This window comes from Acidovorax sp., assembly GCF_046314175.1.
In the GTDB taxonomy this organism is placed as follows: domain Bacteria; phylum Pseudomonadota; class Gammaproteobacteria; order Burkholderiales; family Burkholderiaceae_C; genus Acidovorax.
In genome coordinates, this window is sequence record NZ_JBKBXG010000073.1 from 1 (window position 1) to 21088 (window position 21088).

Below are 21088 nucleotides of genomic sequence, written 5' to 3' on the forward strand. Positions count from 1 at the left end.
CGTGGGTGGGCAAATGCGCAACCGCATCGCCCGGCTCAACGCCGATGGCACGCTGGATGCAGGCTTCAATCCGGATGTCCCCAATGGTCTTGTCTACAGCCTTGCAGTGCAGCCCGATGGCAAGGTGCTGGTGGGGGGGGCTTTCACCACCCTGGTCGGGCAACCGCGCAACCGCATCGCTCGGCTCAACGCCGATGGCACGCTGGATGCGGCCTTCAATCCGGATGCCAACAATGCTGTCTTCAGCCTGGCAGTGCAGCCCGATGGCAAGGTGTTGGTGGGGGGCTCTTTCACCAGCGTGGGTGGGCAAATGCGCAACCGCATCGCCCGGCTCAACGCCGATGGCACGCTGGATGCGGGCTTCAATCCGGGTGCCGGCAGCACTGTCTTGAGCGTGGCAGTGCAGCCCGATGGCAAGGTGCTGGTGGGGGGGCAGTTCACCACCCTGGTCGGGCAACCGCGCAACCGCATCGCCCGGCTCAACGCCGATGGCACGCTGGATGCGGGCTTCAATCCGGATGCCAACAATTCTGTCTTTAGCGTGGCAGTGCAGCCCGATGGCAAGGTGCTGGTGGGGGGCTCTTTCACCAGCGTGGGCGGGCAAATGCGCAACCGCATCGCCCGGCTCAACGCCGATGGCACGCTGGATGCGGATTTCAATCCGGATGCCAATAGCGACGTGAGCAGCCTGGCAGTGCAGCCCGATGGCAAGGTGCTGGTGGGGGGCTCTTTCACCAGCATGGGCGGGCAAACGCGCAACCGCATCGCCCGCCTGAGCGTGCCAGAGGCGGCCCTGCAGTCCCTGGAGGCCACCGCTTCTGGCGACGGCCTGCGCTGGATGCGCAGCGGTGCGGGGCCCGAAGTCAGCCTGGTGCGCTTTGCGATATCGAATGTGGAGGACGCCCCCGAGGCTGGCTGGACGGACTTGGGCGCTGTCACACGGGTAGCGGGTGGCTGGGCGCTGGATGGATTGACCTTCCCACGCGGCGCTCCCGTGTGGGTGCGGGCCCAGGGCATTGCCACAGGTGGGTATCAGAACGGCTCGTCGTCCCTCGTGCGTTCGGTGCGCGCGCTGTACTTTGCGGCGACAGTAGCCCCCGACGCCCCCACGGGCCTCACTGCTGTAGCAGGCAACGGCGCAGTGACCCTGTCCTGGACAGCGCCAGCCAACAACGGCGGCAGCCCCATCCAGAGCTATGCCGTCACCGGTACCCCCGCAGGCGGCGGAGCCACCGTAAGCTGCCCCGCCACAGCCCCCGCCACCACCTGCACGGTCCCTGGGCTGACCAACGGCTTGGCCTACACCTTCACCGTCACCGCCACCAACGCAGCGGGCACTAGCAGCGCCTCCACATCGGCAACGGCAACTCCCCAGTGGAGCCAGTCTGGCATGACCCTGCCGGGCGGCGGCAGCGCCGATGTGCAAGTGGGCGCCCCAGCGGGCTGCACCATCGCGAACGCGCAGTTTGGCACCACCGTGCCAGCAGGCGCCCCCGCGGGTGCCAGCATCCCCCTGGGCGTATTAAGCTTCACCGCCAGCGGCGCAGGCTGCGACAACGCCACCCTGTCGGTGCGTATCAACTACCCAGCAGGTTCTCTCAGCGGATTGCAGCCTTACAAATATGGCGCGGCATCAGCTGGAGCAGCACCTACATGGTTCCCGCACGGAGTGGTGGCTGGTGACTCGGTGACATACAGCGTTACAGACAACGGCGTTGGCGACAACGATACGCAGCTTGGCTCCATCGCCGATCCGTTTGCCCCTTTGCTGCTGGCCGCAGGGCCCTCTGGAGCGGTATCTATCCCCACGATGAGCGAATGGGGGCTGATCGTGCTGTCGCTGCTGGCAGCGTTGATGGGTATGGGCAACCTGCGCCGACGCAGCATAGTGTGATGAGTGCATTGGCCGCTGGGCCGCCAATGCAAGCTACTTCGGCAGCGAGCTACAAGTGAACAGCCGCGTGAGGATGCTCCACAAAAAACCGCAGCATCTCCTGCGTAGCGTTCACGCCGCGCGGGTCGGTGTGGCTGCCGCCCGCGTGTCCGCCTGACCACGCATGCCCGGCACCCTGCAGCACCCAGTGCTCGGCCACGACCTGGCTGGGCGATGCCTTGTCAGCCGGGGCTCCGCCGACCACTGAATACACCGTGCGTGTGTAGCCTTGCCCGTGGGGTGACTGGCCTTTGTACACCGTCTCGACAGTGGCTTGCTCCCTGCCCGGCGTTGTGGCCAGGGCCGTGAGCGTGGCCTGAATCAGCTGCTCGCCATTGTGCGCATGCACGGTGGTGTCGGCATCGCCGTGGAACACGATCATCGGCGGGGGCGGCAGCGTGGGGCCCGTGGCGGGGCGGGTGGATGCGGCTTGGCGCGCAGCAGCGGACCCCGGCTTGGCACCGTTCTTCATCGCCGACAGCGCGCCCATCACGTTGTGTGCAGCGCCCGCTTGCAGGCCAGAGTGCACGCCCACTGCAGCAAACACGTCGGGGTATTCACGCCCCAGCAAGGCGGCCATGGCGCCTCCGGCGGACAGGCCCGCCACGTACACGCGTTGCGCATCCACCGCGTGGCGGTCCATCACATCGCGCACCATGGCCACCAGCAATGCGGGCTCGCCGCCGCCGCGCTGCTGGTCGCCGGGGCGAAACCAGTTCCAGCAGCCGTTGGGGTTGGCGCTGCGGGGTTGCTCGGGGTACAGCACCAGCGCGTTGGCGGGCGCGGCCGCCGCGTTCATGCCGGTGCCGGTGGCAAAGTCCACGGGGTTCTGGGTGCAGCCGTGCAGCATCAGCACCAGGGGCATGGGGGAGTTTGCCGTGGCGCCTGGTGGCACGTACAGGTGGTAGTGGTGCGGGTTGTGCTTGGCGCCGGGGTGGGTGATCGCCACGCGGGTAAAGCTGCCGGGGGGTTCTGCCAACGGGTTGCTGCCGGTGGGGCTCGTGGCAGTGTGTGCGTCAGTGGGGGTGATGCGGTCAACAACCACGGCATCTTCCACATCGGCCGGTGTGCTGGGCCTGCGCCACGGTGCGCCATGGCCCTCTGCAGGCTGGCCGGCAACAGGCGGGGGCAGCGGGGCTGTGGCGGTATGGGCCGGTGCCACAGAACTGCCAGGGTTGTTGCTGTGGCGCGCCACGGCACCACCCAGGGTTTGTTGAATAACCCGCGTCGCGTCGGCCAGCTGGCCGTTGCGCACCAGCTGGGTGGCTTCACCCATCAGGTGCTTGAGGTTGATGTTCCAGTCCATGGGGACTCCTTGTGTGAATGCCCGCAGGGCTTGAACGGTGCGGTTCGGGTCGGTCGTGTTCAATGAATGCGTCCCGCCAGTGCCGCCTTGACCTCTGCGCTTGCATGAAACGCGCCCAGCACCGTCACCGAGGCAATGGTGGCCTGCGCCAGTGCCGATGGCACGTCGTCGTCAATGCTGGCCAGGCCCAGTACGCGGATCTCCAGCGCCTGGCCTGCTGCCTGCACGGCCTCCAGCTCGGCCCGGCCAAAGCGCTGCAAGCCCAGCACAAGCATCTTGCGGGCCACCACCTGGCGCACGGCGTCGTTCTGGGCGGTCAGCTGGTTGCGGATGGCCGTGCGGATGAAATCGGTGCGGTTGGCGTAAAAGCCTTCGGACACCAGCAGGTCGATGTGTCCCAGGTCGACAAAACCCAGGTTGATGGTGACTTTTTCAGACTCCGGCACCTTGCTGCGGGGCGCGATGGGAACGATATTGCTCATCAAGAAAACTCCAATAAACATCCATACGGATGGTATATGGATGGTAAATGGATGCCCTGTGGTGTGGTTTCAAGTGCGGCGGCAAAAGAAAAAGGAGCCCTTGGGCTCCTTGGTTGGCGCGTTCACTATAAAAGTTATAGCTGTTACCGCTTTGTACATAAGCGCAAAGGCCACTTTTTACTTGAAACTTCTAGCGCTGACGTGTTTTAAGCAGGCGCAGCGCCTGCTGCCTTTGCGCTGGCGCGCAGTCCTGGTGACCGCGCTGCCAACGCGGAGCGCCGATCACGACAACGTCAGTTCCTTGTGCTCACCCAGATCGCGCGGCTGCTCGCCCTTGATGGCGGCTTTTGCCATCTTGAAGATCTGCACCATCTTGCTTTCGTCCACGTCCCAATACTCGGCGTGGCGAACACGCACCACCAGCAGGGCTAGGTCAGGATCGGACACACCGCCCGGGAACCAGGCCTTGGCCATGGGCGACCACAAGGCCTCCTTCTGACCACGGTCGTCCACAAAACGCGCCTGGCCCGACATGGATACGTAGCTGTCGTCGTCGGGGTTGGAGTACGAGACATTCACTTCACCGTCGGTCAGCAGTCGCTCGTACAGTTCGCCGGACTTGGGGATGAAGAAGTACAGCTCGCTCTGTTCGTCAAACTTGCGGTTTTGGGTGGTGAGCGGGTGCGCATGCAGCATGCCTGTGGACGTGCGGTGCGTCAGCATGCCGAAGCGGATGTCCTTGATGAGTTTCCACAAGGTTTCGTGGGCGGCGGTGTCGTGTTGCATGGGGGGCTCCTGTGGAGGATGAAAGGGTATGACCGACTGTAGAACTCCTGTGCAGTGCGCCGCGTCGTCCCCCTGCCCGCTTGTGCGTGGGTGCTTGTCCGACAGTTTTCAGCAAGTCCGACTTGTTCAGCGCCTTGAATACTGAACAACCGTGACTGCTGCAGTGGATTCAACATCTTCAAGACTTTGAAGCATCCATGCGAGTGCCCGGTCAGCCTGAGCCCCACCGGTTCCTCCGCCAATCACCGGAAAAGCCACTGATGCAAAGCTGTGTTGGTTGACCAACGCCATCGCCGAAACCACGGATTGCTGGATGGAGTACTGGGATGACATCCACCACATGCTGATCCCTGCGACGTGGATGATGCCTCTGTAGGGCAGTCGGCCCGCGCCCGTCAGCACTGCGCTACCCAGCGGCATCGGGCCGTGGCGCGCCAGTTCAAGAAAGGGCCGATATCCCGCGTGCCGCTTGATCGCCCCTGACACCCCTTGTGGCACCAACAACCACCACGGAATGATGTTGCGGTTCCAGGCGTTGACGATCACTTCCGCAGGCTGATCCAGCAGATCGCCTCGCACCACATTGACCGTTGTGCGTACAAGAATTGGTGTAGTGTTTTGCGGCACAGGGTTTCACGCCTTCTTCAAAAACTCTGACTTGAGCAACATGCTGCCCAAGTCCGTCTTGCAGTCCACGTTGTGGCCGTCTGCACCATCGACCAGGCGGATGCTTTTGATCTTGGTGCCCTTTTTGAGCGTGGAGGACGAGCCCTTGACCTTGAGGTCTTTCACCAGGATCACCGCATCCCCGTCGGCCAGCGTGTTGCCGTTGGCGTCACGCACTGCGCCATCGCCTGCATCGTTTGTCTCTGATTCCGTGGCGTCAGCCACCTGCGGCCACTCAAACGCGCAGTCGGGGCACACATAGTTGCTGCCATCGGGGTAGGTGTTTTCCTGGCCACATTGGGGGCAGGCGGGAATGGTGTGGGGCATGGTCGGATCCTCTCTGTGGGCTGTTGTTGTGGTTTTAAATGGGACGCATGAAGTGTCGTTGCTTCACAGCGGCGCGCGTTGCTCCAGCGAAAAAGGCGGCAGCCCTTTGAGCAGGCGCTGGCCGTAGCTGGTGCGCGTCAGGCGCTTGTCATAGCAATAGACATGCGCCACGTCTTCTTCGGTGCGGATGGCGCGGCCCACCCATTGGGCCAGGCGGATGGCGGTGGCGGGCACCACCAGCTCGCTGAAGGGGTCGCGCCCCACGGCGCGGAGCCACTCGGCGCGGGCTTCGCCCACCGGGTCATCGGGCGGGGCAAAGGGCAGCTTGGTGATGAAGACCGATTCGCACAGGCGCCCGGGCAAATCCAGCCCCTCGCCAAACGACTGCATGCCGAAGATGACCGAGGGCTCGCCGTTGTCCACCCGTTCGCGGTGGCGGCGCAGCAGCTGCGTGCGCGGCAGCGCGTTCTGCACCAGCACCACACTGCGCATGGCGGTGGGCAGCGCATCGACCGCCTGGCGCATCTGCTCGCGCGAGGTGAACAGCACCAGCGCACCGTATTCCACGCGGGCAATGTCGTGCAGCAGCGCATCGACCATCTCGGTGGTGAATTGCGCGGCGTTCTTGGGGTCGGCGCGGGTCTCGGCCGCGATCAGCGTGCCCTGTGCGGCGTAGTTGAAGGGGCTGGCCACCTCCAGCGTGGTGGCGGCATCGTCGCCATGCAACCCAGCCTCGCGCAAAAAGAAGTCGAAATTGCCGCAGCTGGTGAGCGTGGCCGACGTGAGCACCGCGCCGCGCACCGCGCTCCACAAATGGTTGCGCAGCGTGGTGCCGGGCAAGATGGGGCTGGCGTGCGCCTTGACCACAATGAAGTCCCCATCCACCTCCAACGTGAACCACTTGGCGGCGGGCACAAAGCTGCGGTCGGCGCCCTGGGGCGCATCCTGCAGCAGCAGTTGCGCTGTGGCGTGCAGCTCTTCCAGCCGGGGCGCCAACATGCCGATTTGCGCGTACAGCGTGGACAAGCGCTTGGCCTCGTCGGGCTTGTCACGCATTTCGGCACGCAGGGCCTTGCTGATGGCGCGCAGCGCTTCGAGGAACCCATCGGCGCTGGCCGCCAGCAGGCCCAGCGGCGCAATGAGTTGTTCGGGCAGCTCGCCACGCGGCACGCGCACACGCGCTGGCCCCCAGGTGTCGCGCTGGCTCTTGAGGTTGTCGCCATAAACCTCCATCACGATGCGCGCCAGGTCCTGCAGCGTCTGCCGTAACTGGGCCGCGTGGCGCGGAATGTCGGCAATCTCTTCGACCTCCAGCAGCGCGCCAATGCGCAGGCCCCGGCTCGAAAGCCGCTCGATCCAGGTGATGCGCGACAGGTCCATGCTGCACGCAAACTGCTGCAGCGCCGTGGCGGGCAGGTGGTGCGCTTCGTCCAATATCAGCAGGCAGTTGTCCAGCTCGGGCAGCACGCGCGCGCCCAGCGACGACAGCAGCAAATCATGGTTGGCCACGATGACTTGCGCGCCCACCAGCTCCTTGCGCTTGTCGTAGTAGGTGCACTGGCTGAAGGCCGGGCAGTGTTTGCCCGTGCACGACGCGCCTTCGGCCGCCACGGGGCTCCACACCTCGGGCTCGGGCGGTGTGTCCAGGCTGTCGCGGTCGCCATCCCACGCGCCTTTTGAAAGCGTCTGCGCCATCGTCGAATAAAACTGCATGCGCGCCTCGGTCTCATGCCGGGGGCGCTTGGCGCGGGCCGTGACTTCTTCGTCAGCAAACAGGTCGTCTTCGCCCTCGCCTTCACCCTCGGCCTCGCCCGTGCCCGCCAGCCGGTCGAGCTTGAGCTTGCACACATAGCGCCCACGCCCCTTGGCCAGCGCAAATTTGAAGGGCTGGGGCATCAACGCCAACAGCGCGGGCAGGTCCTTGTTGACCAGCTGCTCCTGCAGCGCCACCGTGGCAGTCGAGATCAGCACCCGCGTGCCACGCGACAGCGCCAGCGCAATGGCCGGCGCGCAGTACGCCAGCGACTTGCCCACCCCCGTGCCCGCCTGGATGACCGCAATGGACCGCGTGGGCGCAGCCTCTTCACCGTCGTCTGCATCCACCTTGCCCAGCGTCGCAGTGCTGAACGTGCGCGCCACCTGCTCGGCCATCAGCCGCTGGCCGGGGCGGCTGCGAAAACCGGGGGTGGCAGCCACCACCGCATCGAACGACTGCAGGGCCGCTTGGGCCCACTCATTGGAAGACATAGGAGGAGTGTGTCACGGATGGTGGCCTGACTTTTTGTGTGAAAAGTGGGCCTGCCGCTTCAAGGAAAAGCGTTAGCAGCTATCCATAAAGTAGCGAATGAATGTTGATGTTGCTCGATCGAACGGTGGCGGCTATGCTCAAGAATAACTGATTTTTTATACAGCCTTTTCTTCCACATGATGGTGGAATGCCCATGAAAATCCTGCCCACTGAATTCGACGGCCAAGCCATCCGCCGCGTGTACGACGAAAGCACCGAGACCTGGTGGTTCTCGGTGATTGACGTGGTGCAGGTGTTGACGCAGCAGCCCGACGACTTGACCGCCCGCAAATACTGGAATCAGCTCAAGCGCCGGCTTGGCAATGAAGGCAGTCAACTGGTGACAGCTTGTCACCAGTTGAAAATGCCCGCTGCCGATGGCAAACAGCGCTTCACCGACGTTGCCACCGCCGAAACCTTGCTGCGCTTGGTGCAGTCCGTCCCCAGCCCCAAGGCAGAGCCCATCAAGCTCTGGCTGGCCAAGGTGGGTTACGAGCGGATGCAGGAGCTGGCCGACCCTGCTTTGTCGCTGGACCGCGCCCGCCAGACCTGGCAGCAGCATGGCCGCAGCGACAAGTGGATTCAGCAGCGCATGACCGGGCAGGAAACCCGCAACAAGCTCACCGACTATTGGAGCGAGCACGACATCAAGGCGGGCAGCGAGTTCGCCATCCTCACCAACATCATTCATCAGGAATGGGCGGGCCTGAGCGTGTCGCAGCATAAGGAATTAAAGGGCCTGGCCAGCCACAACCTGCGCGACCACATGAGCGAGGCCGAGCTGATCTTTACCGCCCTGGCCGAGCTATCGACCCGCCAGATTGCCGAGAGCGTGCAGGCCACCGGCATGGCTGAGAACAAGACCGCCGCAACCACCGGGGGCCGCATCGCGCGCCAGGCCCGCAACCAGCTGGAGAGCCAAACCGGCAAGTCTGTGGTGACCGGGGCCAACTACCTACCGCCCGATGTGCCTAAGGTGTCGAAGTTGCCCAAGGCAGCGAAGGCAGTCAAGACCGCGAAACCGACGCAGGTCAACAAGCCGTCCAAGAATGCGTAGGGCACAGCGCAACTTCACTCACACCCTCTCACCAGGAGCCGCCCGTCGCTGATGACGCAACTGCCCCACCGCTGGGGTCAGAGTCAGAGCAAGCAGCCTTGCGCTGCAAGGCCTGCTCACTGAGAGACCGTTGCCAGCCCCTTGCCACCCACACCCAGCGTTCGCTGGTGCGAGCTGTGCTTGATGGCCGATCAGCGGGCTGGCCCTCAAGGCAGCCGTGCAAGAAAATCCCCGCACAGCTACAGGAGAGCAAAGATGCAGGGGGAAATGCGTGGGGATATGCGCGTAACGGTGGCACGTTTGGGGGCGCGGGCAAGCTTCGGGCTCGGCTGGCTGCGGGCGCTGGGCCTTGTAATGCTGCTGTGCATGGTGAGCGCATCCGGCGCGTGGGCACAACAAGCCCCCTCTTCGGCTGCCCCGGCGGCTGACAGCCCTGCACGCCAGCGATTGCTGGCGCAGGAGCTGGTACCGCAGCAGCCCGACCGGTACGCCTGGGTGCGCGCGGCAGAGGCCCTGGGACAAGGGGCCGATGTGCTCTATTTGCGTCTTGCTTTGCTCGACGAATGGCTGCTGGCTCTGGAAGAGCGGCCCGTGCAGGCGGGCCGCACCATCGAAGCTGCCATCGCTCACGGGCGTGAGGTCGATGCGGACGACCTGCAGCGCCGTGCGCGGAGGGTGTGGCCCTCCATACTGAAAACGCACCTGCGGCCGCAATGGGACATGGACGGGCCCAGCGCCCCACTGCCGTCCGAGCTTGAGGCCCTGGGCGCAGGCATTGCGCAAGAAGGTCCGGGCTTCTGGGTGCACCGCGCCAAAGATGGGCGCCCCCGGGGCCTCTATCTTTGGCTGGGCGTGCGCAATGGGCTGGGGGAGCCCGTGCCTTTGCCCGAATTCGCGCTGCGCCTGGGCCGCCCCGGCCAGCAGACGGCTGCGCCGTTGATGCAATGCTATTTGCCTCGCTACAGCACGCAGCAACTCATCCCGCCGCAAAGCACTCAGCATTACCTGTGCCGCGCGGCCGAGGGTGGTTTTGGGCTGCCGCCGCCCGGCGTCGGGTGGTTGGCGCAGATGGGGGAGTGGTTCGGCCAGGGCGCGTCCCTGCAGACCGAACTACCCCAGCACGACCAGGCCTTGTCGCGCACGGGCCGCATCCTGAGTCAGGTGGACAACCCGGCGGTGGACGACTTTCTGCGTGGTGCCCGTGAATCCACCGAGAAGCAGCAACAACTGCAAAAAGAACGAGCCCAGGCAGCGGCCGCAGCGGCGAAGAAGGCCCGTGAAGCCACGTCAGCGCGCAGCTCTGGCGAGTCGCTGCCGCTCTGGCTCAAGCGGGTGGCGTTCCTGGGCGGGGTGGTGGGCGCATTGGTGCTTTATGGCTTGCTCGCGCACCATGTCAGTGTGGCAGTGGCATCCGGGGTGTTGTGGTTGGCCCTGGCCATTCCCAGCGCGATCTACTTGCATGCCATCTGGACAACGGGCGGGACCGACGGCTGGGGCAAGCTCGCAGCGATCATCATGTCCGGGGCCGCCATCGTGGCGCCTTTTGCGGGCACGCTCGCCGCGTACACGGTCTACAAGCTGGTGGTGAGCGCGCAGGCGCGCCGCAAGGCGATCCTCTTCTTGATCGGCGTGATCGTGTTCATCTTGCTCCATGCGCTGGAGCGGTGGTTGTTCTGGTGACGGCAGGCTCCGCGCGCCCGCAGCGGCGCAGGGCCTGGGCCTACAGCGCGGGGCGGTCAGCGGCGTTAGGGTGGACGGACTCTACGTTGCATACCAAGGCCCAGCATGAAAACGACTCCCACCGCCTCCCGTCCCGATGAGGAAAAAGTACCCTCTGCCCCCGTGCCAACGCGCACCGAACGGCGCGTGAATACCACCCAGCCCCAGCCACAGCCCGGCAGCGCACCCGAAGACCTGAGCGGCCCCGAAGCCCGCCTGCCGCACGAGCGCGACCAGTCGGTGGACATGACCGGCGGTGAACCCGATGCGCAGATGGAGCAGGCTTACCGCGACGTGAAACGTGGCCTGCAAGACACCGACCGGGGGCCAGCGGCTGACAAGGCTTACCAGAAGCAAAAGCGCGCCGATTGATTGCTGTTTGGGTCGCTACTCGTTACTACTCTTTGCGGACGATTGCTTCACTTGGGCCACCAGAAATCGAAACGAGCTACCGCACTGCAGCGTGCCGATGAATCCTGGCCGCAGCTTCCATTCACAGTGTTCTAGGCGGTGAATCATTGATCCTCTCAGGTAGCAAGGAGCTAGGTCGTATTCGTCGTGTATGACACGACTTTCGACCTCTTCGGCAACTTGGAAAAAATGGCCGATATCAATGGATGAAAGATCCACGTCCGAAGCTTTGCAAGTGGTCGGCTCAGATGAATAGAAATCAGTTGTGCCTACAAATATCTTTGCCTCGAAAATGAACGTGAAAAAGACCACTACCAATGCCGCAAGCAACGCGACGGCGGTTACGTACCATCGCTTCATTTCGGCACGGCGGATGCAGCTTCGCCAGGGTTCTTGTAAGAAACCTGGGGATGCTTGTACACATCTTTGCTGGATATGGAAAAGTGCGAATAGAGCTCCCCTGTAAGCCATTGCAGGGAATTGTTCTGCTCTGAAGTCACTGTCTCGTATTTCTTGTCGTCGATGCTGCGACCCACGATTTCAATGCCGATGGAATCCCCATTGATGGGATAGCGCTGCGGATATGGCTTGGCGCGTTCGTGTGCATCCAACGCCCTTACGTGATTGGACCAAGACATTGCCTGTATCCGAGCCATCGCGACGCTATCGCAAGATGGTTTGTCAATCTCAAGGCATCTTGACCGTATGTGCCTTCCGACGTGCTGACAACGCATCAAGAGGCTTGCTGTTTGGTAAACCTGCCCATTCTTGTCGATAAGAAAGTGGGCGCCATGGGGACTTCGCGCATAGCTGTTGAACGTCTGCTGGGCTGTAGACGAGTCCGTCTGGTGCAACACAATTGCTACCACCGTGCTGATGGGACCGTGTTCCAGGTTGAGATAGCGACGCACGATGATCCGTCCATCAACAAAGATACCCTCGGGTGTAATTTTTGGCATCCGGGCATATTAGTAACGCCCCAGTGCAAGAAAAACCCATTCTTGTTCGTACGTTGCAAGTGATGTGACAAGCTGAATCTGCACACACGAGCTACAGGGCAGGTGCGATCCTCTGCCCCGCCATCCCTCACCCCCGCTCGCGTAGCGCCCGCTCAATCCGATCGCGCCGCACCGTCGTCTTGGGTACCTTGAAGGGGAACCACGTGCGCACGTCTTCCTCCAGCCCGATGCCGTGCATGTAGTTGTAGATGGCCTTCTTGAGCGCGCCGCCCAGCGCGTCGTGGTCCACGCCCGTGGGGTCGATGAAGGCCACGTCGTTCTTGGCAAAGTCGCCCGGGGGCAGCGGCGCCAGTGTCACGCCGTATTCCTCGGGGTTCTTGCCGACGGGGGAATGCACGGTGCAGGCAAAGCGGTGAAAGAAACCGCTTTGAATGCAGCCGTTGGCAAACAACTGCCGCACGTATTCGAGCGCATCTACCGTGTCCTGCACGGTCTGCGTCGGAAAGCCGTACATCAGGTACGCATGCACCAGAATGCCCGCGTCGGTAAACGCCCGCGTCACGCGCGCCACCTGGTCTACCGACACGCCTTTTTTCATCAGCGTGAGCAGCCGGTCTGAAGCGACTTCGAGCCCGCCCGAGATCGCAATGCAGCCGCTGTCGGCCATCAGCTCAGCCAGGTCGGGCGTGAAGGTTTTTTCAAACCGCACGTTGCCCCACCAGCTGATGCCCGTGTTGCGCGCGATCAGCTCGGTGGCCAGCGCTTTCAGCGCCTTGGGCGGTGCGGCCTCGTCCACAAAGTGAAAGCCTGTCTGCCCCGTCTCGCGCACGATCTGCTCGATGCGGTCGGCCAGCACTTCGGCGCTCGCGCCCTCGTAGCGGCTGATGTAGTCGAGGCTCACATCGCAAAAGCTGCACTTCTTCCAGTAGCAGCCGTGCGCGACGGTCAGCTTGTTCCAGCGCCCGTCGCTCCACAGGCGGTGCATGGGGTTGAGCATGTCGAGCAGCGAGAGGTAGCGGTCCAGCGGCAGGCCGTCCCAGGTGGGCGTGCCCACCTCGGCAAAGGCGATGTCGGCTTCCATCATGTTGATGTACTGGACTTGGCCGTCCTCGCCACGCACAAAGGTGCGCACCAGCCGCTGGCGGCCGCGCTCGCCGCGCAGGTGTTCCAGCAGTGCCAGCAAGGGGCGCTCCCCCGCGTCCAGCGTCACGTAGTCGAAGTGGTCGAACACGCGCGGGTCGGCCAACTCGCGCAGTTCGGTGTTCACAAAACCCCCGCCCAGCACCGTGACGATGTGGGGGGAGCGCGCCTTGATGGCCTGCGCAATGCGAAACGCCGCATACACCGAGCCGGGGAAAGGCACCGACAGCAGCACCACATCGGGTGCGTGGCGCTCCAGCGCGTCGTGCGTGAGCTGCTGCAGCATGTCGTCCACCAGCGTGTTGGGGGCTGCTAACGCCTTGGCCAGCGGGTCAAACGTGGGCTGGCTGCCAGCCAGCGACTCGGCATAGCGCACAAACTCAAAGCGCTCGTCCACCGCATCGCGCAGCACATCGGCCAGGTCGTTCAGGTACAGCGTGGCCAAGTGCTTGGCCTTGTCGTGCAGGCCTAAAGCGCCAAACGCCCAGCCCAGCGGGTCGCCGCCTTCGTCGTCCACATACACGTCCAGCGTGGCAAAACGCGGGCCCTCGGGCAGGTAGTTGCGGCCTGCAATGCGGTGGGCCAGTGTGCTGTCGCGCCCCTGCAAAAAGGCGATGGCAGGGCCGATGGTGGCGAGGTAGCGGTCCCTTTGCGCGGCAAAGCTCTGCACGGCGGGGCTTTGCTTTTTCGCGGGCAGTGCGTCCACCTTGGCTGCGACGGCCTTCAAGCCCTCGGGCGAAAGCAGCTGCAGCACCAGCGCCAGCGCCAGGTCTTCCTGCACCGCCGTCACACCCCGTGAACGCAGAAAGCCCGTGAGGTACGCGGTGGACGGGTACGGTGTGTTCAGTTGCGTCATCGGGGGGATGACGGAAAGCACGTGTTGAGTCATAAGGAGGCCTTGTGCGTCATGGCGAGCAATGCTAATTGGGTCAGTTCGCGTTCAGACCGAACACCCGCGTGCCCAGCTTGTGCTTAAAGAAGGACTCGATTCGAATTGCTTCGTCGCGCACCAAACTTCGCGAGAACGTTTCTAGTATTGAGAAGGTGAAATGTTGCATTCGCTCCCCTGGCTCAAGACAGATGTGCTCTAGACGTTGATTTCCCCCGTGCCCCGTTTTTGCATAGTCACACCAGCGTTGCCAGATTCCGCCTGCACCCGTCGCTGAACCGACATACTGCGCACCCGTCAACCCATCGACAATTAGGTAAATCCCACCGACCGCAGACAGCGCTGCCATCCAGTCCGCATGCGCGCCAGGGTTTTGTGTGAGTAGTTTCAGTTCCGCAAACGATATGTGAACGCGCAGAAAGTCCTTGAACGGAGGCAGTGCCCTGCCTTTTCGTCTTATTTCAAGTATTGCGCGATCCGTGAACCATTGGTGCCACGCGAGTGCACCTTTCCCCCAATCAATAACTACACGGTCCTCCAGATCCTCAAATCCAGAGCAGCTGGAAAGTGAGTAGTGCACTCGCCCTTGCTCTGCCCATTCGGGGTATGGACACTCAGGCGGAAACGGTGCTGCGGCCGCAGTAGTGCGGCTTCCAACGCTATATACGCCAACGAAACGGCTGGCGCTGCCCTCTTCTCCGATCGTCGCGATGATGTGCGAACAACCATCGAAAACTGGGCGACCCTGAAATTGTTGATAGGTTTCAAACCAACCTGAGCGTCGCAGCGCATTCATATCCAAGTCGTCGCCCTTGTGGCGCACAAGCTTGACTTTGCTGGGGTCCGCCTGAAAGCCCTTGCTACGTAGCAACTCAAAAAAACTGATCACGGGTTGCCGCTCCCAAGATAGTTGTTCTTCACCCGCACATAGTGCTCGGCCGAATACTTGAGGTACGTAATTTCTGCCTCGGTCAAAGCACGCTGGCGTACCGCCGGGCGGCCGATGTACAGGTACCCACTCTCCAGCACCTTGCCGGGCGAGACCAGGCTGCCCGCGCCCAGCATCACGCGGTCTTCGATGACCGCGTCGTCCATCACGATGGAGCCCATGCCGATGAGGCATTCGTTGCCGATGCGGCAGCCGTGCAGGATGACCGAGTGGCCCACGGTGACGTAGTCGCCAATCACCAGCGGAGATCCTTCGGGCTTGGCCGCGTTGCGGTGCGAGACATGGCCCATGGTCAGGTCCTGCACATTGCTGCAGCGGCCCACGGTGATGCGGTTCACGTCGCCGCGCAGTACGGCGTTGCACCATACGGAGCTGTCGTCGCCCAGGGTCACGTCACCGATGACCTGCGCGCTGGCGTGGATGTAGACATGGGCGCCCAGCGTGGGTGCGGTATCGAGGTAGGGAGACAGTGGCATGGTGCGGATGCAGCGAGGACAAGAAACCCTGAGCGTAGTGCAAACAGGGTGGCCTCCGGCCCCAGCGGTTGAAGGGGGGGCTGAAGCGGGGCACATCTTTGGTCACAACCTGTGGTCATCGCCTGCGTGCCAATGCCCCCACCACACGCGCCGCAGCGCGGATCTCCGCTTCATCAAACCCTGCATACCCCAGCAGCCAGCCCCGGCGCGGTGACTGCATGGCATAGCGCGACAGCGGCGCCAGCATCACGCCAGCAGCCAGGGCATTGCGGCTCAGGGTTTCGTCATCGCTGTCTGGCGCCACCTCGTGCAGCAGGTGCATGCCCCGGTCGCTGGGCAACAGCTGCACCGCACCGTTGCTCGCGTCGGCCAAGGCGCTGATCAGCACTTGCTGGCGCGCAAGGTACAGCTCGCGCATGTGCCGCAAGTGGCGCAGCAAGTGGCCTTCGGCAATGAAGCGCGCCAGCACGGCCTGCGCATCGCCGGGTGCATGCCGGTCGGTGATGGCACGGGCCATGGCAAAGGCCTCCACCAGTGCAGGTGGCACCACCACAAAACCCAGGCGCAGGCCAGGGTGCAGCGTTTTCGAAAACGTACCCACGTACAGCACCCGCTCCGACCCCGGCAGGCTGCACAGCGCGGGCACACGCTGGGCCGCGCCGCCGTACTGAAACTCGCCGTCGTAGTCGTCTTCCACCACCCAGGCGTCGTGCGCGCGGGCCCATTGCAGCAGCGCTTGCCGCCGCGCGAGATTCATGCCCACCCCCGTGGGGAACTGGTGCGTGGGCGTGACCACCGCCATGCACGCAGCGGGCCAACGGGTGGCGGCATCGTCGATGCGCATGCCATCGGCATCCATCTCCACCGGCCGCGCCAGTGCGCCATGCCCCAGCAGGCTGGCGCGGATGCCGGGGTAGCCGGGGTCTTCCACCAGCACCTCGTCGCCCACGTCCAGCAGCAGCCGCGCAATCAGGTCAATGCCCTGCTGCGAGCCCGAGCACACCACCACCTGCGCCGCATCGCAGCGAATGCCGCGCGAGGCCCACAGCCATTGCGCCACGGACTGGCGCAGGTGCGGGTCGCCTGCAGGGTCCAGGTACTGCGCGCGTTGTGCACGCTGGTGGGCCGTGGCCTGGCGGCTCAGCCGGTCCCACACGGCAAACGGAAAGGTGGCGACCTCCGGCGCGCCGATGCGGAACGCGCGCGCCGCCACATGCGGCGGGCGCCAGCGCGCAGCCGTCTCGGCAATGAGCTGCCCGCGCCGCGACAGCCCGCGCGGCGGCGCCACGAGCCCCTGCGTGGGCGGTGCGCCAGCGGCTTGCGAGACATAGGTGCCGTCGCCCACGCGCGCCTCTACATAGCCCTCGGCCTGCAGGCGCTGCACGGCCCACAGCACAGTGTTGCGCGACACGCCCAGGCTGGCCGCATGCTCGCGCGACGGCGGCAGGCGTGTGCCTGCGCGCAGGCTACCTTGCTCGATGGCGCGGCGCAGCTGGTCATACACCTGCTGGCGCAGGGTGGTTGCGTTGGGGGACGCAGCGGGTCGATTGGCTCCGGGGCGCGGCATGAATTGGCCCTTTCGATGTGGCTATGCAGCCATAAACTGAAGAACCATTGTAGAAGCCCGGGCTGCATGCCCTCGCCTTTGTTGAGAGACACAAACCCCATGGCCCAACACACAGCCACCATCGCATGGCAGCGCGGCAGCGACGACTTTCTGGACAAGCGCTACCACCGCGCCCACACCTGGCAGTTCGACGGCGGCGCCACCGTGGCCGCGTCGTCATCGCCCCATGTGGTGCCGCTGCCGTATTCCGACGCCGCAGCGGTGGACCCGGAAGAAGCCTATGTCGCAGCGCTGTCGAGCTGCCACATGCTGTGGTTCATGGACTTCGCCAGCCGCGCGGGTTTTCGGCTGAACAGCTACATTGACGCGGCCGTGGGCACCATGGCCAAAAACGATGATGACCAGCTTGCCGTGACGCACGTACAGCTGCGGCCCGTCACACGCTTTGACGCAGCCCATGCGCCCAGCGCTGTACAGCTGGACAACCTGCACCACCGCGCGCACGCCTCGTGCTTCCTGGCCAACTCGGTCAAGACGCAGATCGACTGCGCGCCCGTGCTCGAGATTGAACCTGCAGTGAAAGGCCGCTGACATGGCCAACGCCAACCGCCAATTTCAGGTGACGGACCCTGCCCCCTTGCACGCCCTGGTGCACACGCAGCCACTGGCCACGCTGGTGATTGCTCAAGCCGGTGCGCTGCACGTCAACCACATCCCCCTGTACCTGGACCCGGCCCGGGGCCCCCACGGCACGCTGGTGGGCCACGTGGCGCGCGCCAACACCGTGTGGCCGCTGCTACCGCAGCAGGCGGTGGCCGTGTTCCACGGCCCGCAGGCCTATGTGTCGCCGTCGTGGTACCCGTCCAAAGCCATTGACGGCAAACAGGTGCCCACCTGGAACTACGCCACGGTGCATGCCCATGGCACGCTCAGTGCGGTGGACGACGCGGACCGCCTGCGCGCCATCCTGCACACCTTGAGCGAGCGCCATGAGTCCCACCGCCCCCACCCCTGGCGCCTGGACGACGCGCCGCCCGACTACATCGACAAGATGCTGCGCGCTATCGTCGGCATTGAGCTGGCGGTAGAGCGCTGGGAAGGCGTCTGGAAGGTCAGCCAAAACCGCACCGACACCGACCGCGCAGGCGTGGTGCAGGGGCTGACGGCCGAGGGAACACCCGGCGCGGCGGACATGGCGGCGCTGGTGCGGGCTGTGTGATTTGTGGGGAGAGATTCAAATTTCATAGCTTCCAGCGCTTGATGGATAAGCGCTAGAGCCTGTTTTGACCACTATTCTTCCCCCTCGATCCAATCACCCCAACCCGTTCGGGCTGAGCCTGTCGAAGCCGTGTGCCGCGCTTCGGCAGGCTCAGCGTGAACGGTCGTTGCGCTGACCGACAGCATCACCCCTCCAACACCTCCACCCGCAGCGCCGCCACCGGCCCTGCCACTGCGGGGTGCGCAGCCAGCGCATGCACAGCCAGGTCCACGGTCGACTGCGCCACCGCGTCCGTCAGCACCAGCACTTGCACACCGCTGCCCGGCGGCAGGGATTTGTCGTTGGCCAGTGCCACCTGCAGCACCGGCACCTGCTGCGCCGCCAGCCACGCGCCCACCGCCTCGATCTGCTGCGCGCTGTGTACGGGCACGCGCAGGTAGTGGCGCGTGTGTACGGCAGCGCGGGGCAGCACGGCCAGTTGCTCGTCCATGGCGTGCGTGTGAAAACCCAGGTGCGGCACCCGCTGCGCTGCACTGGTGCCATCCAGCCGCGCCACATCCACTAGGTCGGCAATCACGGCCGACGCGGTCTGCTCTGACCCCGCACCCGCGCCATAGAACATCGTCACGCCCGCCGCGTCGCCCTTGACCATGATGCCGTTCATCGACCCGTTCACATGCGCCAGCAGGTGCGTGGCGGGTACCAGCGCGGGCTGCACGCGCAGCTCGACCCCTTCGTTGCGCCGCCGGGCCACACCGAGTAGCTTGATGCGGTAGCCCAACTGTTCAGCGCAGGCCACGTCCAGCCCCTGCAGCGCAGTGATGCCCTCCACCTGCGCATCAGCAAACCGCACCGGCATGCCAAACGCATTGGCCGCCAGCAGCGAGATCTTGTGCGCCGCGTCGATGCCCTCGATGTCAAAGGTTGGGTCAGCCTCGGCGTAGCCCAGCGCCTGGGCCTGGGCCAGCGCCTCGGCAAAACCCACGCCCTCATCGCGCATCTTGCTCAGGATGAAGTTGGTGGTGCCGTTGATGATGCCCGCCACCCATTCGATGCGGTTGGCCGAGAGGCCTTCGCGCAGCGCCTTCACGATGGGGATGCTGACGGCCACCGCGCCTTCATACGCCACGGCCACGCCGTGCTGGCGCGCTGCGGCAAAAATCTCGTTGCCATGCACCGCCAACAGCGCCTTGTTGGCTGTGACCACATGCTTGCCCGCGCGAATGGCGGCCAGCACCCAGTCGCGCGCAGGGCCGGTGCCTCCTGCAGCCTCCACCAGCACATCCACATCGGGGTGCGTGGCGACCTGCATGGGGTCGTTGGTCAGGGCCACGTCCTTGCCCACCACACTCATGGCGCGGGCCAGGCTGCGGGCGCAGACCACCACCATCTTGATGCCCCGCCCCGTACGGCCCGCAATCAGCGCCTGGTTGCGCGCCAGCACGCGGAAGGTGCCTGCGCCCACGGTACCAATGCCAATCATGCCCACGCGCAAGGGGCGCATGGCCGCAGTGTGCGGTGGCAACAAAGGGGCTGCGAGGGACGGAACGGGATCACGGACCATGGACTTCTCCGGCTGACAAACGAACAAACAAAAAAACCCAGCTGCCAGAGCTGGGTTTCAGTCAATTCGTCTTGGGAGAGAAGAGAGAGCGATCACCAGGTGGCTGCCGAAACGGCCACCTGCGCGTGCTCAGGTGGCCGCGGGGGTAATGGTGGTAATCATTCGTGCACCCATCGCCCGCGAGAATGCGGACAGCATCATGCACAGACCCATGGGGGCTGCAGCAGGTGCGGTGAAGGCGATGTGGGTGAACGACATGAGGGGCGCAGTGTAGCGCAGGGCACGGCGGGGTCGTCAAGCCCCGGCGTGGGTGATGCACGCTGCAGCGCCCCCTTTGTTTGTAGCTAAAACTATTATTTTTATAGCTACTAGCGCTTATGGAATAAGCGCTAGAGCCTGATTTGGCTTGAATATCTCTAAGCCAACGCGTTAACTGACCAGTGTGGCCGTCAACGTGATTTCTGGCACAGCCGCCAGCGCCTTGGACAGTGGGCAGTTCGCCTTGGCATCTGCCGCCAGCTTTTGAAACGCTGCATCGTCCATGCCCGGCACCTTGGCCTTGAGCGTCAGCGCAATGCGGTCGATGACAAAACCATCGCCCTCTTTCGTCAGGCGCACGGCCGCCGTGGTGTCGATGACCTCGGTGGACACGCCTGCCTTTTCGGCCGCAAACGCAAACGCCATGGTGAAGCAGGCCGCATGCGCTGCGCCCACAATTTCTTCGGGGTTGGTGCCCTTGCGGTCATCGCCAAAACGGCTGGCAAAGCCGTAGGGGTACTTGTCCAGCGCACCGGTCTCGGTGCTGATCTGGCCCTGGCCGGACTTGCCGGCACCTTCCCAATGAACACTGGCGTTTTTTTCAGACATGGAGTTCTCCTTGAGGTGAATGGGTTGAATGCAGTGGCAGTGGGCTTGGTAAAGCCGCAGGCACACACGTTTGAAGGTGTTGGCGCCGCTGCGAAGCGCTCCATCTCAACATCTCCACCAATGCACGGTTGTGGGACAGAACCGCATGGGCCTGTCCCGCCGACCGATTACTCAGTCCCTCTGTCGCATGAAGTGGAGGGCGCCGATACCGCTGGCGCTGGGCCCGCCACCCGCACCATGGCAATGGCGTCAAACGGGCACCGCACTGCACACAGCGCGCACCCGGTGCAGCCGGGTGCATCGTGCAGCGCAGACCGCTTGGGCCCCCAGGTGTGCGGGCCCAGCACCTGCAGCGACAGCACATGCGGCGGGCACACTGCCACGCACCAGCCGCAGCCCGTGCAGCGCTGGAGGTCAATGGCAGGCAAGGCCTTGCGGGGTGCAGTCATGGTGGGCAGCATAGTGCGGGCGGGCCGCCGTGTGT

General features: G+C 64.2%; 22 protein-coding genes. 6 read left to right on the forward strand and 16 right to left on the reverse strand.

The window, feature by feature from the left end:
- Positions 1 to 1894, forward strand: a 1894-nt coding sequence (locus ACK4OE_RS18735) for an IPTL-CTERM sorting domain-containing protein (protein WP_409886924.1), incomplete at its 5' end; no start/stop codon positions are given.
- 49 nt (positions 1895 to 1943) lie between these two features.
- Here the strand turns inward: ACK4OE_RS18735 and ACK4OE_RS18740 are convergent.
- The 6 genes from ACK4OE_RS18740 to dinG form a co-directional block, all read right to left on the reverse strand.
- On the reverse strand, positions 1944 to 3239 hold the full coding sequence (locus ACK4OE_RS18740) for an alpha/beta hydrolase family esterase (protein WP_409886926.1): 1296 nt from the start codon (positions 3237 to 3239) through the stop codon (positions 1944 to 1946).
- Between the two features lie 59 nt (positions 3240 to 3298).
- Complete coding sequence (locus ACK4OE_RS18745; RefSeq protein ID WP_409886928.1) at positions 3299 to 3721, reverse strand: CopG family transcriptional regulator; 423 nt, start codon at positions 3719 to 3721, stop codon at positions 3299 to 3301.
- A gap of 282 nt (positions 3722 to 4003) precedes the next feature.
- Entirely contained in the window at positions 4004 to 4507 is a 504-nt protein-coding gene (locus ACK4OE_RS18750; protein ID WP_409886930.1) for a pyridoxamine 5'-phosphate oxidase family protein, read from the reverse strand.
- A gap of 126 nt (positions 4508 to 4633) precedes the next feature.
- Entirely contained in the window at positions 4634 to 5134 is a 501-nt protein-coding gene (locus ACK4OE_RS18755; RefSeq protein WP_409886932.1) for a macro domain-containing protein, read from the reverse strand.
- A gap of 6 nt (positions 5135 to 5140) precedes the next feature.
- Positions 5141 to 5500, reverse strand: a complete 360-nt coding sequence (locus tag ACK4OE_RS18760; protein ID WP_409886934.1) for a zinc ribbon domain-containing protein YjdM — start codon at positions 5498 to 5500, stop codon at positions 5141 to 5143.
- Between the two features lie 63 nt (positions 5501 to 5563).
- The gene (gene dinG / locus ACK4OE_RS18765) at positions 5564 to 7747 is read right to left on the reverse strand and encodes an ATP-dependent DNA helicase DinG (RefSeq protein ID WP_409886936.1); all 2184 of its coding nucleotides are present in this window, start codon (positions 7745 to 7747) and stop codon (positions 5564 to 5566) included.
- A 194-nt stretch (positions 7748 to 7941) separates the two neighbouring features.
- Between dinG and ACK4OE_RS18770 the strand changes: the two genes are divergently transcribed.
- The 3 genes from ACK4OE_RS18770 to ACK4OE_RS18780 all read left to right on the forward strand — a co-directional run bounded on the left by ACK4OE_RS18770 (position 7942) and on the right by ACK4OE_RS18780 (position 10935).
- Positions 7942 to 8844 carry a BRO family protein gene (locus ACK4OE_RS18770; protein ID WP_409886938.1) on the forward strand — a complete coding sequence of 301 codons (903 nt, stop codon included), beginning with the start codon at positions 7942 to 7944 and terminating at the stop codon, positions 8842 to 8844.
- Positions 8845 to 9099: 255 nt separating this feature from the next.
- Positions 9100 to 10524 (forward strand): hypothetical protein, encoded by a 1425-nt coding sequence (locus ACK4OE_RS18775; RefSeq protein WP_409886940.1) that lies wholly within the window; start codon positions 9100 to 9102, stop codon positions 10522 to 10524.
- 105 nt (positions 10525 to 10629) lie between these two features.
- Entirely contained in the window at positions 10630 to 10935 is a 306-nt protein-coding gene (locus ACK4OE_RS18780; protein ID WP_409886941.1) for a hypothetical protein, read from the forward strand.
- A gap of 15 nt (positions 10936 to 10950) precedes the next feature.
- On the opposite strand, the gene ACK4OE_RS18785 is transcribed toward ACK4OE_RS18780, so the two are convergent.
- From ACK4OE_RS18785 to ACK4OE_RS18810, 6 genes are all read right to left on the reverse strand, one after another.
- Positions 10951 to 11334: a hypothetical protein gene (locus tag ACK4OE_RS18785; RefSeq protein WP_409886943.1), complete on the reverse strand. Its 384-nt coding sequence runs from the start codon at positions 11332 to 11334 to the stop codon at positions 10951 to 10953.
- Entirely contained in the window at positions 11331 to 11933 is a 603-nt protein-coding gene (locus tag ACK4OE_RS18790) for an N-acetylmuramoyl-L-alanine amidase (RefSeq protein WP_409886945.1), read from the reverse strand. The genes ACK4OE_RS18785 and ACK4OE_RS18790 overlap by 4 nt, the downstream gene beginning before the upstream one ends.
- Positions 11934 to 12060: 127 nt before the next feature.
- Positions 12061 to 13929 carry a B12-binding domain-containing radical SAM protein gene (locus tag ACK4OE_RS18795; protein ID WP_409886977.1) on the reverse strand — a complete coding sequence of 623 codons (1869 nt, stop codon included), beginning with the start codon at positions 13927 to 13929 and terminating at the stop codon, positions 12061 to 12063.
- A 73-nt stretch (positions 13930 to 14002) separates the two neighbouring features.
- A complete protein-coding gene (locus tag ACK4OE_RS18800; protein WP_409886947.1) occupies positions 14003 to 14851 on the reverse strand; it encodes a GIY-YIG nuclease family protein in 849 nt (282 codons plus the stop codon).
- Positions 14848 to 15387: a gamma carbonic anhydrase family protein gene (locus tag ACK4OE_RS18805; protein ID WP_409886949.1), complete on the reverse strand. Its 540-nt coding sequence runs from the start codon at positions 15385 to 15387 to the stop codon at positions 14848 to 14850. The genes ACK4OE_RS18800 and ACK4OE_RS18805 overlap by 4 nt, the downstream gene beginning before the upstream one ends.
- 115 nt (positions 15388 to 15502) lie before the next feature.
- On the reverse strand, positions 15503 to 16954 hold the full coding sequence (locus ACK4OE_RS18810; RefSeq protein ID WP_409886951.1) for a PLP-dependent aminotransferase family protein: 1452 nt from the start codon (positions 16952 to 16954) through the stop codon (positions 15503 to 15505).
- A 99-nt stretch (positions 16955 to 17053) separates the two neighbouring features.
- On the opposite strand from ACK4OE_RS18810, the gene ACK4OE_RS18815 reads away from it, so the two are divergent.
- On the forward strand, positions 17054 to 17545 hold the full coding sequence (locus ACK4OE_RS18815) for an OsmC family protein (RefSeq protein ID WP_409886953.1): 492 nt from the start codon (positions 17054 to 17056) through the stop codon (positions 17543 to 17545).
- A gap of 1 nt (position 17546) precedes the next feature.
- Positions 17547 to 18173 carry an FMN-binding negative transcriptional regulator gene (locus tag ACK4OE_RS18820; protein ID WP_409886955.1) on the forward strand — a complete coding sequence of 209 codons (627 nt, stop codon included), beginning with the start codon at positions 17547 to 17549 and terminating at the stop codon, positions 18171 to 18173.
- Between the two features lie 184 nt (positions 18174 to 18357).
- Here ACK4OE_RS18820 and ACK4OE_RS18825 read toward each other — a convergent pair whose 3' ends face one another.
- The 4 genes from ACK4OE_RS18825 to ACK4OE_RS18840 form a co-directional block, all read right to left on the reverse strand.
- Positions 18358 to 19737 carry a homoserine dehydrogenase gene (locus tag ACK4OE_RS18825; RefSeq protein ID WP_409886957.1) on the reverse strand — a complete coding sequence of 460 codons (1380 nt, stop codon included), beginning with the start codon at positions 19735 to 19737 and terminating at the stop codon, positions 18358 to 18360.
- Positions 19738 to 19866: 129 nt separating this feature from the next.
- Complete coding sequence (locus ACK4OE_RS18830; RefSeq protein WP_409886959.1) at positions 19867 to 19995, reverse strand: hypothetical protein; 129 nt, start codon at positions 19993 to 19995, stop codon at positions 19867 to 19869.
- A 171-nt stretch (positions 19996 to 20166) separates the two neighbouring features.
- Positions 20167 to 20604 carry an OsmC family protein gene (locus tag ACK4OE_RS18835; protein ID WP_409886961.1) on the reverse strand — a complete coding sequence of 146 codons (438 nt, stop codon included), beginning with the start codon at positions 20602 to 20604 and terminating at the stop codon, positions 20167 to 20169.
- Positions 20605 to 20771: 167 nt separating this feature from the next.
- The gene (locus tag ACK4OE_RS18840) at positions 20772 to 21053 is read right to left on the reverse strand and encodes an ATP-binding protein (RefSeq protein ID WP_409886963.1); all 282 of its coding nucleotides are present in this window, start codon (positions 21051 to 21053) and stop codon (positions 20772 to 20774) included.
- Between the last annotated feature and the right edge of the window lie 35 nt (positions 21054 to 21088).